Annotated in this window: 12 protein-coding genes, 2 pseudogenes and 1 riboswitch; of the genes and pseudogenes, 4 read left to right on the top strand and 10 right to left on the bottom strand. The window is 35.9% G+C overall.

What is annotated here, in order from left to right; all coding sequences use genetic code 11:
• Nucleotides 1-101 precede the first annotated feature (101 nt).
• Together BQ4305_RS10245 and BQ4305_RS10240 are read right to left on the bottom strand one after the other, a co-directional pair.
• Nucleotides 102-611, bottom strand: coding sequence for an aminotransferase class V-fold PLP-dependent enzyme (locus BQ4305_RS10245; protein WP_324611574.1), 510 nt, complete (start codon nucleotides 609-611; stop codon nucleotides 102-104).
• A 265-nt stretch (nucleotides 612-876) separates the two neighbouring features.
• Nucleotides 877-1,836 (bottom strand): proline dehydrogenase family protein, encoded by a 960-nt coding sequence (locus tag BQ4305_RS10240; RefSeq protein ID WP_110927704.1) that lies wholly within the window; start codon nucleotides 1,834-1,836, stop codon nucleotides 877-879.
• Nucleotides 1,837-1,956: 120 nt separating this feature from the next.
• Here BQ4305_RS10240 and pdxR point away from each other — a divergent pair, with 120 nt between their 5' ends.
• From pdxR to BQ4305_RS10225, 3 genes are all read left to right on the top strand, one after another.
• Nucleotides 1,957-3,372, top strand: a complete 1,416-nt coding sequence (gene pdxR / locus BQ4305_RS10235) for a MocR-like pyridoxine biosynthesis transcription factor PdxR (RefSeq protein ID WP_110927703.1) — start codon at nucleotides 1,957-1,959, stop codon at nucleotides 3,370-3,372.
• A 309-nt stretch (nucleotides 3,373-3,681) separates the two neighbouring features.
• On the top strand, nucleotides 3,682-4,101 hold the full coding sequence (locus BQ4305_RS10230; RefSeq protein WP_110927702.1) for a hypothetical protein: 420 nt from the start codon (nucleotides 3,682-3,684) through the stop codon (nucleotides 4,099-4,101).
• Between the two features lie 210 nt (nucleotides 4,102-4,311).
• Entirely contained in the window at nucleotides 4,312-4,776 is a 465-nt protein-coding gene (locus BQ4305_RS10225) for a hypothetical protein (RefSeq protein WP_110927701.1), read from the top strand.
• Nucleotides 4,777-4,813: 37 nt separating this feature from the next.
• Here BQ4305_RS10225 and istB (BQ4305_RS10220) read toward each other — a convergent pair whose 3' ends face one another.
• The 6 genes and pseudogenes from istB (BQ4305_RS10220) to BQ4305_RS10190 form a co-directional block, all read right to left on the bottom strand.
• Entirely contained in the window at nucleotides 4,814-5,578 is a 765-nt protein-coding gene (istB, locus tag BQ4305_RS10220; RefSeq protein ID WP_039230572.1) for an IS21-like element helper ATPase IstB, read from the bottom strand.
• On the bottom strand, nucleotides 5,575-7,146 hold the full coding sequence (gene istA, locus BQ4305_RS10215; protein WP_052725839.1) for an IS21 family transposase: 1,572 nt from the start codon (nucleotides 7,144-7,146) through the stop codon (nucleotides 5,575-5,577). The genes istB (BQ4305_RS10220) and istA (BQ4305_RS10215) overlap by 4 nt, the downstream gene beginning before the upstream one ends.
• Before the next feature lie 292 nt (nucleotides 7,147-7,438).
• A pseudogene (locus tag BQ4305_RS10210) lies at nucleotides 7,439-8,686 on the bottom strand (Tn3 family transposase); the annotation flags it as partial.
• A 144-nt stretch (nucleotides 8,687-8,830) separates the two neighbouring features.
• Nucleotides 8,831-9,589: an IS21-like element helper ATPase IstB gene (istB, locus tag BQ4305_RS10205; RefSeq protein ID WP_110927700.1), complete on the bottom strand. Its 759-nt coding sequence runs from the start codon at nucleotides 9,587-9,589 to the stop codon at nucleotides 8,831-8,833.
• Nucleotides 9,586-11,109: an IS21 family transposase gene (gene istA / locus BQ4305_RS10200; RefSeq protein ID WP_234396927.1), complete on the bottom strand. Its 1,524-nt coding sequence runs from the start codon at nucleotides 11,107-11,109 to the stop codon at nucleotides 9,586-9,588. Before istA (BQ4305_RS10200) ends, istB (BQ4305_RS10205) begins: the two co-directional genes overlap by 4 nt.
• 148 nt (nucleotides 11,110-11,257) lie before the next feature.
• Nucleotides 11,258-12,982: pseudogene (locus BQ4305_RS10190) on the bottom strand (DUF4158 domain-containing protein); the annotation flags it as partial.
• Between the two features lie 147 nt (nucleotides 12,983-13,129).
• Between BQ4305_RS10190 and BQ4305_RS10185 the strand changes: the two are divergent.
• Entirely contained in the window at nucleotides 13,130-13,705 is a 576-nt protein-coding gene (locus tag BQ4305_RS10185; protein WP_110927698.1) for a recombinase family protein, read from the top strand.
• Nucleotides 13,706-13,859: 154 nt separating this feature from the next.
• On the opposite strand, the gene BQ4305_RS10180 is transcribed toward BQ4305_RS10185, so the two are convergent.
• Together BQ4305_RS10180 and thiC are read right to left on the bottom strand one after the other, a co-directional pair.
• A complete protein-coding gene (locus BQ4305_RS10180; protein WP_110927697.1) occupies nucleotides 13,860-14,027 on the bottom strand; it encodes a serine protease in 168 nt (55 codons plus the stop codon).
• Nucleotides 14,028-14,050: 23 nt separating this feature from the next.
• Nucleotides 14,051-15,835, bottom strand: coding sequence for a phosphomethylpyrimidine synthase ThiC (thiC, locus tag BQ4305_RS10175; RefSeq protein WP_110927696.1), 1,785 nt, complete (start codon nucleotides 15,833-15,835; stop codon nucleotides 14,051-14,053).
• Between the two features lie 139 nt (nucleotides 15,836-15,974).
• Nucleotides 15,975-16,089, bottom strand: a riboswitch (TPP riboswitch).
• Between the last annotated feature and the right edge of the window lie 133 nt (nucleotides 16,090-16,222).

The raw sequence follows: 16,222 nt of genomic DNA, 5'->3' as shown, positions 1-16,222 counted from the left end.
TTGGTCCCAACAGGAAGTGTATGAGTTTTTGAGGATGTTGACAAGTGGTTTTTTTAATTTGTGCAGGCCCCGAGGGGCCTGCACAAATTAAATGCCATAGCCTACATTTCTATAGTGCCATAAACATTTATATACAAAAACGATACGCCAGGAATTCCTAACATGTATTTACGAGATCCCGTTGTTAGTATATCAATATCCATCTCTTTCACATCAATTGGAATATGTCCAGCTGATTGGTAAGCATCGACGAATAAAAGAGAGCCTTTTCTATGTGCGATATCAGCAATCTCTCTAACGTTTTGCTTATATCCGTTGTAATAATTCACATGTGGAATACATGTAAGAAACGTATCAGTTGTTATTTCTTTTTCATATTGTTCCAGAGGGATTTCCCCGTTTAAAGAACGAATCATGGAGATATTGTCTTTAAACGGTTCTTGTGCAAACCATATATGACCAACAGTAGGAAAATCTATATCCGTAAACATGATTTTATTTTTAACTTTTTGAAAAGGGAGGGAAGTCGCAATAGTAGAAATAGCATCAGAAACAGAACATAGTATAGCAACCTCATCTGTTTCGGCTCCAATAAGTTTAGCAAATTTCATACGAGTCTCATCCACTTTATTTATCGCTTCATTCCAATTACTACCCGACAGAAGTAAACTTTGTGATATTCCTCAATAGCTTTTGAAACAGGCTTTGCCAATGCACCTTGGGAACAGCTAGATAGATGTGTATGAGTAGCTAATATAGGAAATAACGAACGATAAAAATCATGGTTCAATTCTTTTCCCTCCTTTTCTTACATCAAACATCATTACGAATATTCTGTATGTGAATATGATACTGTAGATAAGCACCATTTACCTTTTAATATGAACTCCTTTCCCCTGTTAAAGATGGATCTATCATATCTGTTACGGCACGGAATAGATTTTCCGGGTATTCGGCTATTCGATGGCACAAATATAAATACCACTCTTGTCCGTAAGTCAAGTATACTTTACAGTTGTGCTCTTTGCTTTTTAAATCTTTTATCAAATCCGGACGTATTCCATAGAGCATTTCGATTTCTACAGTGGGATGATTAAGAAGCTGGCGTTGTTCCATTTCCTGAATAAGAATTTCATCATGTGTGGCAATGGATACTGGATGGTTCGCTTCTACTAATTGTTCTACATATTTTAGATAACGGTTATTTAACTCCTTTGTTCTTGCCATAGCAATTTCAGCAGATTCTTGATAAGCACCTTTAACAATTCGTATTCTCCCGGGATAATGAATGAGTTCCTTAATATCATCGCTGGATCGGTATAAATGTGCTTGCAGCGTTATCCCTACATTTGGATATTGCTCAGTCGCCTTTTTATATATATCAAGAATGTCATCCGTTTTTGATGATTCTTCCATACTGATCATAAGTGTTATCCCGTATTGATTTGCTTTCTCAGCTATCTCCTGTAAATGAATATAAGCTGTGTCTGGATTCACAGACAATCCAATATGTGAGAGATCAAGCGAAACAGTTTGATTCATAGACATAGAACCCATTTCTTTTATAAGATTCAAAAACTCGTCTTTGGCTTTTATACAATCCTTTAAGTCTTCTGTATTTTCTCCTATATATTCAAGTGAAATAAAATACCCTTTTGAAATTAGCTCATTTGCTATCTCGATTCCTTCTTGTTTATTTTCTCCTGTCACAAACCGTTTGGCAGCCTTCAATAATAATGGATATAGTTCATTGGATTGTTGAATATAAGATTTAATATGTTGATTTCGTGCAATCGATTTAAGTGCTTGAGCGACCTGGGATTCATGGGTTTTCATTATTATCATACATCTCCTTTTCACTATTTGAATCCACTTTATCATGATAAAATGGTTTATATGAGTACCACTTATTATGTTTTTTGATGGTTCCACTTTTATTAAGGAGAATATGCAAATATGCTTTGGATACCCATTGATCGGTCGCTGGATATACCTTTAATTAAACAAGTTAATCAGACAATACGGGAACGAATTTTAAATGGACAGCTAAAACCGGATGAAAAACTACCATCTACCCGGGAGCTATCTTCTGATTTAAAAGTCTCTAGGAATGTCATTTTAGAAGCATATGATCAACTATTAGCCGAGGGGTTTTTAGTTTCCCGAAGGGGTTCGGGGACATACGTTGCTGCAGGAGCTTTTTTAGAACAACATAAAAAAGCAACCTCATTGCACTCTTTTGCTAGGGATGAAAAAGGCAAAAAAGACGATGACATTATTAACTTTCGTTCAGGAATACCAGCATTGGATTTATTCCCACGTAAAACCTGGGCAAAGTTATCTTATACCATATGGAATGAGACACTTCCTTCTGCGTTTGGATATGATTTTCCTGAGGGTCGTCCAGAATTAAGACAGGTTTTATCACAATATTTACTGAAAACTAGGGGCGTTGACTGTCATCCAGATCAAATCGTGATTACTTCAGGTGCAACTCAAGCTATGACACTTGTTTCTAAATTACTTTTATCTCCGGATGATATGGTGATAATGGAAGATCCAATCACCAATGATATTCAAACGATATTTAAAACAACAGGCGCTCGGCTTTATCCCGTGCCTGTTGATGAAAATGGGATGAAGACATCGTTACTGCCATTAAATAAAAACCCAAGATTCGTCTTTGTTACTCCTTCCCACCAGTTTCCTTTAGGAGGAACGTTACCAATTCAGCGAAGGATTCAATTGATTCATTACGCAAGACAAACAAATTGTTATATAGTCGAAGATGATTATGACAGTGAGTTTCGATATGAAGGCACACCTGTTAGTTCATTACAGGGATTAGAACCGGAACGAGTGTTATATATTGGATCGTTTAGTAAAATCTTATCGCCTGCCCTTAGAATGGGATATTTGATTCTTCCTTTACAACTTATTGAACAATGCAGGAAGCTAAAATGGTTTTCGGATCTACATACGCCTTCTATAGACCAACTTGTCCTTGCTCGTTTTATAAAAGAAGGCCATTTGGATCGGCATATTTCTAAGATGAAGAAGATTTATAAAAACCGTAGAGATTTGCTTATCCATTGTTTAAATACGACATTTTCGAATAAGATTAATATTTTGGGTGACTCCACAGGCTTACACCTCATTGTTGAATTTAAGGAACAACATTTTTCAAAAGAATTACTTGAAGAAATTGAACAATTTGGAGTTAAAATTTATCCAGTTGAAGATCATACAATTGAAAAAGGAACATATCCTAATCAAATTATTTTGGGTTATGGACATTTAAACAATGACGAAATTGAAGAAGGCATAACTAGACTATGTCAAGCAATAAATAAGGTAATACTAAAAAAATAATAGTTCAATTTGGGTATTTTTGCATATCCCCCCGAAAAGGTTTATTATGAAAAACCCCCCCTAAGATGTAAAAGATTCAGGTGGGATTTCGTAATATTTGATTGAGGGATAGATCTACTGTCTTTAAAATTTTGTTCATCGATTTTCTTTCACAATCGCGCCCGATCGTTATTAAAGAAAAGCACTTTTCACTTTAAGCATTTCACAATCTTGTCTTTTTGAATTAAGCACTATTTGATTTAAAAAATTAACCCTATGAATTGTTAATTAAATAAAGGGGAAAATACCAAAGGATTGGAGGCGAATACGGTGAAGAGACTTCTCACTATAATTATTACTTTTATTGTATTGTTTGTATCAGCAATTCCAACGTCAGCTCAACAGTTTGATTATCCAGATAACAAAGATAAGTCTTTTGTTAGTGAAGATGAATTTTATCAACAATTGAAAAAAGATGTATATAAAGAATATGATGATGCTACTTATAGTATAAGACGAAAAATAACTTATAAAGAAACCCCAGATGCAGTTATGACTTTTGAAAAGAAAACAGGAAGATATATGTGTCAATCAAAACAAGAACTTTCTCCTGCTATACATCCAGAACGACAAGTATATTTCTTCGCTTCTTTTGTACAGACCAAGGATGAAGAGTTTTGGAAACATACAGTTATTGATGCAGAAACCAAACGGCAACTTGAAGGTGGAGACTCTTATCATCATTATTAATGATCCTTATAAATAAGTCTTCTAAAACCACTAATAGTATATTGGTGGTTTTACAATGAATTACCCTGCATCGTTAGTCGAATCAAGAAAAAGGATTGCCTTGTAGCAACCCTCTTGTTCAACATAAGCCACCCCGCTAGTTAAAAAGTGGGAATAGTTGTGGGAAATAAAGGAATAATATAAGCGACTAATCAATGGAGGAACAACAATATGAGAAGAATATCATTTCTACTGTTTACAATAATATTATCCTTTACAGCTTACACATCTAATGTAAATGCTAAATTAACAGAAGAAGCAGTAATACAAACTATCACAAATGATTTTATAAAATCACATAAAATTCAAGTAGACGGCTATAATTACATTTCAAATATGGAATTCACACCTGATAAAGATAATTTAACTGCTGAACAAAAATCCTTATCAAATATTTTATTGAAAATCGCTAAATCACAAATTGGAGGCGATTGGTCTCCAGTATTTTACCTTAATAAAGAAAATAAAAACGGATATGTATTAGAGAAAAAACTAAGTGGGATAAATAATTTATATTCACTGTCTTTTGATGATGAAAAGCAGAATTGGAACATAACAAATAAGATTAATAAAAATGGTACTGACTTAGTTGATTTAGGTCTTCTACAAAGTGCAAATGAGTTTAAAAAGGGGTAAGTGTGACCGTCAAGCAAAAAGACACAATTTCTGCTTGTTAATTTGAAACACTTTCTTGCCCAAATATGGTTGATCTATGTTTCATTCGATAGCTATCTTCATTTAAATGAATGATTTCAACACGATGTAAAATTCTATCTAAGATAGCGGTTGTTATTGCTTGATCTCCTAATAATTCACCCCATTCTTTTGGGCCTTTGTTCGATGTCAAAATAATAGAGGATTGATTATATAGGTCATTAATTAAATGGAAAAACATATTTGCCTCTTGCTTATCCATTGCCATGAACATTAAGTCATCAATAATTACTAAATCTGCATCTCGTATTCTTTTCATTCTTGTTTGTGATTTACGAGTAATCTCTTCTGTTTTTAGGACATGAATAAGTTCACCCATGGTCGTAAAGATGACCTTATATCCTTGATTTAAAGCTTCAATGCCCAATCCTATAGAGATATGAGTTTTACCACTTCCTGGTGGGCCCAATAAAATTATATTGTATAACTGTTCAATCCACGTTAGATCTTTTAATCTATTTAAATGTTTATTACTTAAGGATTTTTGTTCTTTTAAATTAAACTCCTCTAATGTTTTATGAAAAGGGAAGGTAGCCCATTTATACCTTCTCTCCAGTTGCTTTTCTTCTCTTCGAGTTTGTTCATACTTAGCTACATCCAGGAGGAACTGAGTAAAGGTGGAATCCTTTATCTCAGCTTCTCTTATTAATGTAGGAAGATGATTTGCTGTCTCTGTAAGTCTTAAAGATTTCATTAATTCCTGTAACTGACTTAGTTGGCTCATTTAGATTCACCTTCCAAAATAGCCGTATATGTATCAACTTCTCTTTTTTGGGCTTCTGTCTCCAATATCCAATTAGAAATATGACTTATAGATGGTACACTCTCAGCGTTATCGATTATGAGTGTATCACTAGTTTGTCGATAGCGTTTTAAGTACGAAACGACATCGCTAAAGTCTGTTGCACTATAAAGATTTCTTTTCCTACATTCCTTTAATGCTGATGATAAAATCTCCGGGTCGTTTGCTTTTGTCTCTTTCAAGATCATTTGTAATTGGTCTCTAGTGTACCGAGGGTACTTCTCTTTTATAATTTGTAGATATTCAAAAGCCAGTTCCTTATCCTTAAACTGTTGTGCAACTGTATCCATAAATGCTGCTATGCCCTTTGATCGATCACGACTATGTTTCCTATCCTTCACCAATATTCCTCTTCCGTCAGGAATATTATGCTTAGCGATAATCTCACCTGTCTGGTGGTTATAAATGATCAATTCTTTTTCTTCGGTTTCCTTAATACAAACCGTTTCATATTTACCAAACGTCCCCAATGGAAGGGAATAGCGATTAGATAAATAGCGAATAGTATTGTCCTTATGGACACTTCTTGATATACTATTTTCATAGTTATATTTTATATCTAGATTTTTGATGACTGGTCGTAAGTGTTGTCTTTCCAGGGAAAACACGTCGACTGGTCTCTTTTTTGTTGTATTATGAATTTTATAATTCCCAGTTCTATTGAGCCATTCCCAACCTTGTTCATTCCAAGAATCAATGTTATGAAAGACTCGATGTTTGGCGAAATTATGTTTAATAAAACCAACTACATTTTCTATTTTTCCTTTACTCTCTGGATCCGCCTTACGGCAAACGTGAAGAGTAAGATTCCTAGATTCTTTATACTGCTGGAACTCTTGCGTTAGAATTAAATCTCCATGATTCTCACTAACAACTATCAAACTATCTTGGTCATATACCAATTCACTTGGAATTCCCCCGAACCAATTAAACGCATTTTCATGTGCTTTTATTACATCCTGCGTAGTAAAAGGCCTATCAAGCCATTCCTTATATTTATATCTAGAATTAGATAATACAAAAGCTATAAAGTTTAATTTCACTTCTGTGTTATCAACTGCCTTTTGTTTCGTATGACCAAAATCTACTTGGATTTGCTCACCCATAGGAGTATCAGGTATTGCTTCATATATTCGTGGTGAAGATTCCTTATTAATATGATATTGCTTTCGTAATTCTCTTACATAGGACCGAACGGTACTTTCTCCCACTTCTAAATCCTCGTACTTTTCTTTTAACCAATCCTCCACTTGAGCAGCGGACATATCCGGATGTTCCCTCAACCAGGAAAGGATTATCTTTTTATAAGGATCTAACTTTTTGCTTCTTGTCTGGATTGATTCCACCCATTCAGCCATATCAGAAGGTGACCTTTTTAAATTACGATAAACTGTAGATCTGGATATTCCTAACTTTTTTGCAACCTGTGTCTTACTAAAACCCTTTTTGATTAATTGATGTATTTCCATGTACATTTCCCACTTATCCACCTTTTCCTGCCCTCCATTGAATCGTTTACTGATATAAACATTTTACAATGGAAGGAGTATGATTTTATTAATATTTTTGGGAAAAGTGTTTCATTTTATCTAGCAAAAACTGTCTACTCTAGTTTAGCAGTCACAGTAAGCGAATTTAAGCTTATCCCTTTGTTATTGAACAAAATGTTTTTAAGTGTATTCCTTTACAATATCCATTTATCTTACTAGGGGTACCGTCAGGAAAATGCGGATTTACAACGATAAGCCCGTTTCCAAGACAATTCCCCCAATTTTAACAACGCTAAGTAAGTTTCAGTGGTCTTAGAGAATCTAATGAGACCACTTTCTCTGAATTAAAATGGTATTCTCCTAGTAAATTGATATGTTCCCAGCCTAAAGGTGACATATGATGCAATAAGTTTTCATTAAAACTACCTGTCCGTTTTTGATATTCAACCGCTTTTGTTAGATGTAGAGTATTCCAGATACTTATGGCATTGATGATTATGTTTAAGGCACTGGCCCTTTGCAATTGATGCTGTATGGTTCGTTCCCTAAGCTCTCCTTGCTTTCCGAAGAAAATAGCTCTTGCCAGTCCATTCATGGCTTCTCCTTTATTCAATCCTTTTTGTATTTTTCTTCTTAAAGATTCATCCGAAATGTAATTAAGAATAAAGATTGTTTTTTCTATACGTCCCATCTCACGTAGGGCTGTAGCTAAGCTGTTTTGTCTTGAATAAGATCCTAATTTCCCCATAATCAAGGATGCTGAGACTGTCCCTTCTCTTATTGAATGAGCTAACCGTAAAACATCCTCATAATTTTCTTTAATGACTTTTGTGTTTATTTGCCCACGTAAAATAGCTTCTAGTTTTGGATACTCACCTGCTTTATCTATTGTAAATAATTTTGAGTCCGATAGATCTCTTATCCTTGGTGCAAATTTAAATCCTAATAAATGGGTCAATCCGAAAATTTGGTCTGTGTAACCGGCTGTGTCTGTATAATGTTCCTCTATGTTTAGATCAGTCTCATGATGCAATAAACCGTCCAAAACATGAATGGCATCCCTTGAATTAGTATGAATGATCTTTGTGTAATAAGAAGAAAATTGATCACTCGTAAACCGATAGATGGTGGTGCCTTTTCCTGTTCCGTAATGAGGGTTTGCATCTGCATGTAGTGACGAAACACCTAGCTGCATTCTCATACCATCTGACGAAGATGTTGTACCGTCGCCCCAATAGGAAGACAATTGTAATTTGTGATGAAAATTTACTAATACGGCTTGAGCTTTATTCATTGCGTCTTCATACATGCGCCATTGAGAAACATTGGCTAGTTGCTTATATGTAAGTCCAGGTGTTGCTTCAGCCATCTTACTCAATCCAATATTCATTCCCATTCCTAATAGGGCAGCCATGATAATAATTGTTTCTTCTTTATCTGGCTTTCGACTATTTGAAGCATGAGTAAATTGCTCATGAAATCCTGTTATATAAGCAACATCCATGAGTAAATCGGTTAATTTTATTCTTGGGAGCTGTTTTTGTCAATATTATATTGAGCCAGAGCGATCACTTTAAAAGTGAGCCACTTAGTGTCTGTTAACTCCCATATTTGGGAGTAGTTGGGTGTTTGGGTGCCTTGCCCCGGAGAGGGGCAAGACACCCAAACACCTCGCCCGCCGTTGTTACCCTTCGACAACTTCCCGATGTTGCATACTTTGACGGAATCTATAGGATTCTCCGTTAAGTAGGTGGATGTGCGATCGGTGCGTAAGGCGATCAAGTAATGCAGCGGTCATTTTATCGTCGCCAAATATGTTTGTCCATTCCGAGAATTCTAGATTAGTTGTAACAATAACGCTCGCGCGTTCATAACGACTTGAAAAGAATTGGAACAATAACTCTGCTCCAATTTTGGAGAAGGGGACATACCCTAACTCATCAACAATGATCAAATCAAATTTGAGCCACTTCTTCTCAAATGCCCCAAGCTTATGCTCCTCGTTGGCCATAAGTAATTCTTCTACTAACGCCGATGCTGTAATAAACTTAGTTTTATAACCATTTTGAATCATTTCTACCCCAAGAGCGATTGCCAAGTGAGTTTTACCAGTACCACTATTCCCCAAAAATATTAGATTTTCCTTTTTGTCTACGAATTCACCCTTAGCCATGGTGATAAAGCGGTTTCGATTCAAGCTTGGCATTAAGCTGAAATCATAGGTATCTAATGTTTTCTGGACAGGGAACGCAGCTTGCTTAAGTCTCCTCTGTCTCTGATTTTCTTCTCTTGTTTCTAATTCTGTTTCTAGTAATGCCAATAGGTATTCTTCATAACTTAGGTTTCTTTCCTCCGCTTCTCTAGCGAGAGAGCGATACTGTCTTCCGATTGTCGGCATTCTAAGTTGCTTTACAATATGATCTAGCATGATTTCTGCATTCATTTTGTCTGACCTCCAGTTAGTTGTTCATATTGAGCTACATTTGACTTTTTAACTTTATAGTCTAGCAGATTTGTAGGTGTCTTCTCTTTAGAGAGCTCGTGAGACTTCAAATGGTTATTCGTTAGCCTTTGGATGATTTCATGCACAACTTCATAACGAAAAACTTGTGCTTCCTCAGCCTCACTCAAGGCCTGTGTTAACTTTTCCATTCCAATTTCACGATGAAGGAGGAGAAGTCGTATGAACTTTCGATCTCCAATGGCTCCTTCTTGTTCTCTCATCTTCCGATGAAAACGCCTGAACACAGCTGGAATGTCAGAAGCTTGGAAAGCATGTGCATCACGTATCGCACGAGGCTTTTTTATCAACGCTTCTAGATAATGGTCCAATACAGTAATCATTTGATTTCGTTCATTTGAACGTAAATGTTCTGCGATCACTTGGTTTTGAGCCACAACGATCACTCGGTCGACAAAAATTTTTGCCCATACAGCTTGGCCGACATAACCACATGGGACAGAATACTGATTGGTTTCGATTGAGATTAGTGAAGTCTTGTTTACCTGACAAGAGACTAGCTTACAGGCTTCAAACCGTTGTTCAGGAAGTGGGTGAAGATATTCCTTTTCTTTAGCCCACATATCAGCGATTGTTTCTTTGGTATAAGGAACGGTTTTGCGTTCTGCCTCGTTAAAACACCAATCTTGTAAATAATCATTCAATTCATCTAGTGTCTGAACCTCCGGCTCAGGTACAAAGGCATTTCTTCTTACATAGCCTACCAATCCCTCTACACGTCCTTTTTCATTTCCAGATCTGACATTGCAGAACTCAGATTTGAATAGATAATGTGTTTGTAAGGCAAGAAATGATTCCTGTTCCAATCGGTCTCTACCTTGAAGGATTTTTACCACAGCTGTTTTTAAATTATCAAATAGACCTTCAGTTGGAACTCCTCCAAAAAATTCAAACGCATGAACAAATCCATCAAGGAAAGCTTCCTGTTTTTCATGAAGATAAGCTCTCACAAACCTTACACGACTTGCGGAAAGCTGAATGCAAAAGAGGTAAATACGTTTCTTTCGACCCTGTAGAATGATGTCCGCCTCTCCCCAGTCGAATTGGAATTGGTGGCCGAGTTGAAAATCAAGAGGAATGAAGACTTCCTGAAGCTTTTTTCTGCGTTTCCTTACTATTTTTCGTATATTAGATTCCGAACCTTCAAAGTCATATTCATTAACTAATCTGTTATATATATTGGTAGCCGTATGTTTCTGCTTACCCCATCGGTTGAGGTCATCCTCTAACCATTGGTCAATTATTGGTAATACCCGTTTTGTTTCTTCAGAATAATCTTTAGTACCACCATAGATTCTTTGGCGTTGTATGGTTGTTGGAGCTTCCTGTTCTTTTAAATACTTACTTACTGTATTCCTTGAAATACCAAGCTTTTTAGCTATTTGTCTTTGTGATAGTCCTTCTACCTCATGTAAGAATTTGATATTATAAAATTGAGCCATATCGATCATCCTTTGTGCCTCTCTCTAAAAGTGATAGTTTGGTCACTTTCAATCATAAGAGAGGTTATCAAAATTGGAAATCATGTGGCTCATTTTTTATGTGATCGAACCCTTCAAAAGTGGCTCAATATTAAATTATCAAATACAGGAGCATCTGATAAAGGCTTGCACTAAATTTCTTTGCTTCTTCTGGAACATCTTTTTCTAAGCGTGAAATTGATAACTTTCTTTTTTCAAGAGAAACCCCATCTAATTTGTTAGAATTGGCAGATAACCACGTTAATCTTTCATTAAGACTGCTGCTTCTCTCTGTCATATAGTCTTCGAATGATAAACTAACTGATAGCCTCGTATTTCCCTTCGTTTGATTCCATGTATCCTCTGAAAACAAATATTCCTCAAAATCTCTATATTGTCTACTGCCCATAATGGAAACATCACCAGCCCGAACATGCTCCCTTAGTTCTGTTAAGACGGCCATTTCATAATAATGACGGTTGATTGTACCGTCATCCTCATATAAGTGTTTTTTCCAACGCTTTGAGATAAAGTCCACAGGTGAGTCATCAGGTACTTTTCGTTTTCCAGATTCGTTCATTCCTCGGATAATCTCTACAGCTTGTAAAAGTGCTTCATTTGACTTTGTAGAATGAAATTCCAATACCCTTAATAGCGTTGGCGTATATTTTCTAAGTGAATAAAATCGTTTTTGCAGTAAGTCTAAATAATCATAGTCGGCTGGACGTGCAAGCTCCTGAGCTTCTTCCACCGAAGAAACAAAGGAAGTCCATTCAATGACGGATTGTAAAACCTCAAAAACGTCTAATTTTTCCTCTTTTGCTTTGATTAAAGCTTGTCCGATGTTCGTAAAGTGTATAACCTTCTCATTCAGCTTTTTACCGTTTTGTTTCTGAATTTCTTCTTGAGCCTTACGGCCTTTTGATAACAGACTGAGTATTTGTCTGTCATGAATTTCAAAAGCTTTATCCGTTAACTCCTGAGTAAGATGTAATAAATAGACGGTTAATATCGAATATCGTTTATTTTCCTGAAAGTCACGGAATGCATAAGGCTCATATCTTGAACCTAATCGAGATAGCTGTAACAGGCGATTGCGATGCAAATGACTAATTTGTACCGTTTCTAATTCCATACCTCGTATGTATTCGAGTCGTTCTATTACTTTTAGAAATGTTTCGGGTGAAGGATGACCTGGTGGTTCCTTTAACCAACCCAATATCGTTTTATTAGATTCGGATGGATGCTGCGAAGTGATGATTTCCTCTAGCCTTTCTTTTTGCTTATGTGTCAAAGATTGACTAACCGTATTAAATAGCTTCTTTTCAGCCATTGTTCTTGCCTCCCACACCATTCTTTCAAGGGTAGTGATAGCAGGCAGTATGATTCTGTTTTTTCTTAGATAATCTATGCATTCTTGTAGTAGATGAATAGCATCACCATTTTCCAAAGCTAATTGATGAAGGTGCTTAAATGCCATTCGATATTCTTTAAGAGTAAAAGTTACAAGGTCATATTCACTACGAATTTCTTTCAAATGATCCCAAAGTGTATTTTCTCTTTGAGGATAAAGACTAAGCGAAGATGGAGTAGCACAAATTTGTTTCGATATATAATGTATGACAGAATCTGGGATGCCTTTGATATGAGTGTATGGCCAACCGGGATACCGAAGAACGGCTAATTGAACAGCAAACCCTAAACGGTTTTCCTCTCTTCTTCGCTTATTAATAATTTCTAAATCCTGTTTGGAAAAAGTGTAGTAGGTTCCCAATATCCATTCATCTTCAGGAATTTGCATTAGAGCTAGTCTCTGATCTGGTGTAAGCAATTCTCTACCTCTCGCAATTTTCATACAGTATCATCTCATTTCTGTAATTATTCAGTTAATTAGTTCAATTATATATCAATAGAGTGTACTCTATTGATACAAGTGTAGTAGACTGATAAAATCATAGCTAAGAGCGTCTCATAAGACTTGTCTCAAAAATGAGGTGAAAGTATGCAAAAAATTGGATATGTTCGAGTTAGTTCTGTTGGTCAAAATCCTTCAAGGCAATTTCAACAACTTAACGAAAACGGAATAGATATTATTTTTGAAGAAAAAGTTTCTGGAGCAACAAAGGATCGTGAGCAACTTCAAAAAATGTTAGAGGGTTTACGAGAAGGTGACATTATTTATGTTACAGACTTAACTCGGATCACTCGAAGTACGCAAGATTTATTTGAATTAATTGATTTAATACGAAATAAAAAGGCAAGCTTAAAATCACTTAAGGATACATGGCTAGATTTATCAGAAGATAATCCATACAGCCAATTCTTAATTACGGTAATGGCTGGTGTTAACCAATTAGAGCGAGACCTTATTCGAATGCGTCAGCGTGAAGGGATTGAGCTCGCAAAGAAAGAAGGGAAGTTTAAAGGACGGTTAAAGAAATATCATAAAAATCACGCAGGAATGAATTATGCAGTAAAGCTATATAAAGAAGGAAATATGACTGTAAATCAAATTTGTGAAATTACAAATGTGTCTAGAGCTTCATTGTATAGAAAGTTATCAGAAGCAAACAAATAATCTTTTTTATTCCATTAAAGGGCTAGTATTGTGAAAAAAAATATCTATAGAAATGTTCTTTTATTTAAGTAATTGAAGATAAAGAAACCTTGCCTCTTTTAAAGAGATAGGTATTAGGGCAAGGTTTCTTTTAGCATTTTTTAGCTTTCCACTGCTAATAGTATAAAACATTTACTTTATTACACTTGATACATGTTTCATAATATTGATTTCCTTTAAAATGATGATCACAATTTTGTTGAATCTCTTTTAAGCGTTTTTCCAAAAAAGCAAGGTGAGTTTTTAATTGATTAATCTCCTCTTCAATTATTTGGAACTTCAACGTAAACCTCCTAACTACAAGAATTATTGATATAATTTACCACCAGATTCCTTAAACTCTTCAGCTTTTTCCTTCATTCCTTTTTCTATTGCTTCTTTTGTATCAAGCTTGTTTTCTTTCGCGTAATTACGAATATCTTGAGAGATCCTCATGCTACAAAATTTCGGTCCACACATTGAGCAGAAATGTGCTGTTTTTGCACCTTCTGCAGGTAACGTCTCATCATGATATTCTAAAGCGCGTTCAGGATCCAATGATAAATTAAACTGATCTCTCCAACGGAATTCGAAACGAGCTTTTGATAAGGCATCATCTCTTTTGTGTGCGCCTGGATGCCCTTTGGCTAAATCAGCAGCATGTGCAGCTATTTTATAAGTTATAACACCTTCACGTACATCATCTCGGTTTGGTAAACCTAAATGTTCTTTTGGTGTAACATAACATAGCATAGCCGTACCATACCAACCAATCATGGCTGCACCAATCGCAGATGTAATATGATCATAGCCAGGAGCTATGTCAGTTGTAAGTGGCCCTAGAGTATAGAAAGGCGCTTCCTTACAAACCTCAAGTTGTTTGTCCATGTTTTCTTTAATAAGGTGCATAGGTACGTGACCTGGACCTTCAACCATTACCTGTACATCATGCTCCCAAGCAATTTTTGTTAGTTCTCCAAGAGTTTCTAATTCTGCAAATTGTGCTTCATCATTAGCATCAGCAATTGAACCAGGACGTAGACCATCTCCTAAAGAGAATGCAACATCATAAGTTTTCATAATCTCACAGATTTCTTCAAAATGAGTATATAAAAAGCTTTCTTTGTGGTGGTGAAGACACCATTGTGCCATAATAGATCCACCCCGGGATACAATACCTGTTAAACGTTTTGCTGTTAACGGAACATATCGCAAAAGAACACCAGCATGAATGGTGAAGTAATCCACGCCTTGCTCGGCTTGCTCAATCAAAGTATCACGGTAAACCTCCCATGTGAGGTCTTCGGCAACACCATTTACTTTTTCAAGTGCTTGGTAGATAGGAACGGTTCCTACAGGAACAGCAGAATTGCGAATTATCCATTCCCTTGTTGTATGAATGTTTTTACCTGTTGATAGGTCCATAATATTATCAGCACCCCAACGTGTGGCCCATGTCATTTTTTCGACCTCTTCTTCGATGGAGGATGAAACAGCAGAATTCCCAATATTTGCGTTGATTTTAACATGGAAATTACGTCCTATGATCATAGGCTCTGCCTCTGGATGATTGATATTAGAAGGGATAATTGCTCGACCTCTTGCAACTTCTTCACGCACAAATTCAGGTTTCATATTTTCCCTTAATGCGATAAATTCCATCTCAGGAGTGATGATGCCCTTCCTTGCATAATGAAGCTGTGTGACATTTCCACCTTTTTTTGCACGTAAGGGTTTACGCTTTAAACCCGGGAACATATTATGATTAGCACGAGGGTCATTCTCATCCTTATATCCATTGTCTTCAGCCTTAACTTCTCTTCCTTCATATTCCTCAACATCTCCTCGTTCATGAATCCATGTGCTTCGAAGAGGAGGAAGACCTTTTGTAATATCAACTGGATAATTAGTATCCGTATAAGGTCCGCTTGTATCATAGACACGAACTGGTGGATTTTCTTCTTCACCAAAGGCGCCCGTTGTAGGACTTAGTTCAATTTCACGCATTGGTACCTTGATATCGGGTCTTGAGCCTTCAACATAAACTTTTTTACTACCTGAAAAACTAGACATGATGGAAATGCTTTTTTCGTTTAATGAAGTTGTTGACATAGAGTAAATCTCTCCCCTTTTTAAAATTAAAGGACGAGATCTAGAACAATAAAAGAGGAATTAAAGAAATGAATTAAATAAAAAAGCCGAATCCAAAAAGGATGGACCGGCTTTGTATGTAGAAGTTTATTCAATACATGATTATTTTTTCTAACTTCCCCACGCTAGTATGATCTAGATCAGGTCCAAAGGGTCAAGAAACTTTAACGTGTTTCTCTCTCAGCCCAACTTATTGGACTCCCCTAGTTATTTCTATTCAATTTGGTTTTAGTATACATGAGTTTTAAGTAAAATAAAAGGAGCAATAAAAAAATATAAAAAACCATTTAATTAAGAGACGGACTAGACTAACCTAAATTAATGAGACACTATAAAACACCTTCGAAA

The sequence above is a fragment of the Bacillus massiliglaciei genome, from assembly GCF_900098925.1.
GTDB classification, from domain to species: domain Bacteria; phylum Bacillota; class Bacilli; order Bacillales; family DSM-1321; genus Peribacillus; species Peribacillus massiliglaciei.
Note: the sequence above shows the minus strand (reverse complement) of the source record. Positions and strands in the feature narration are given on the sequence as shown.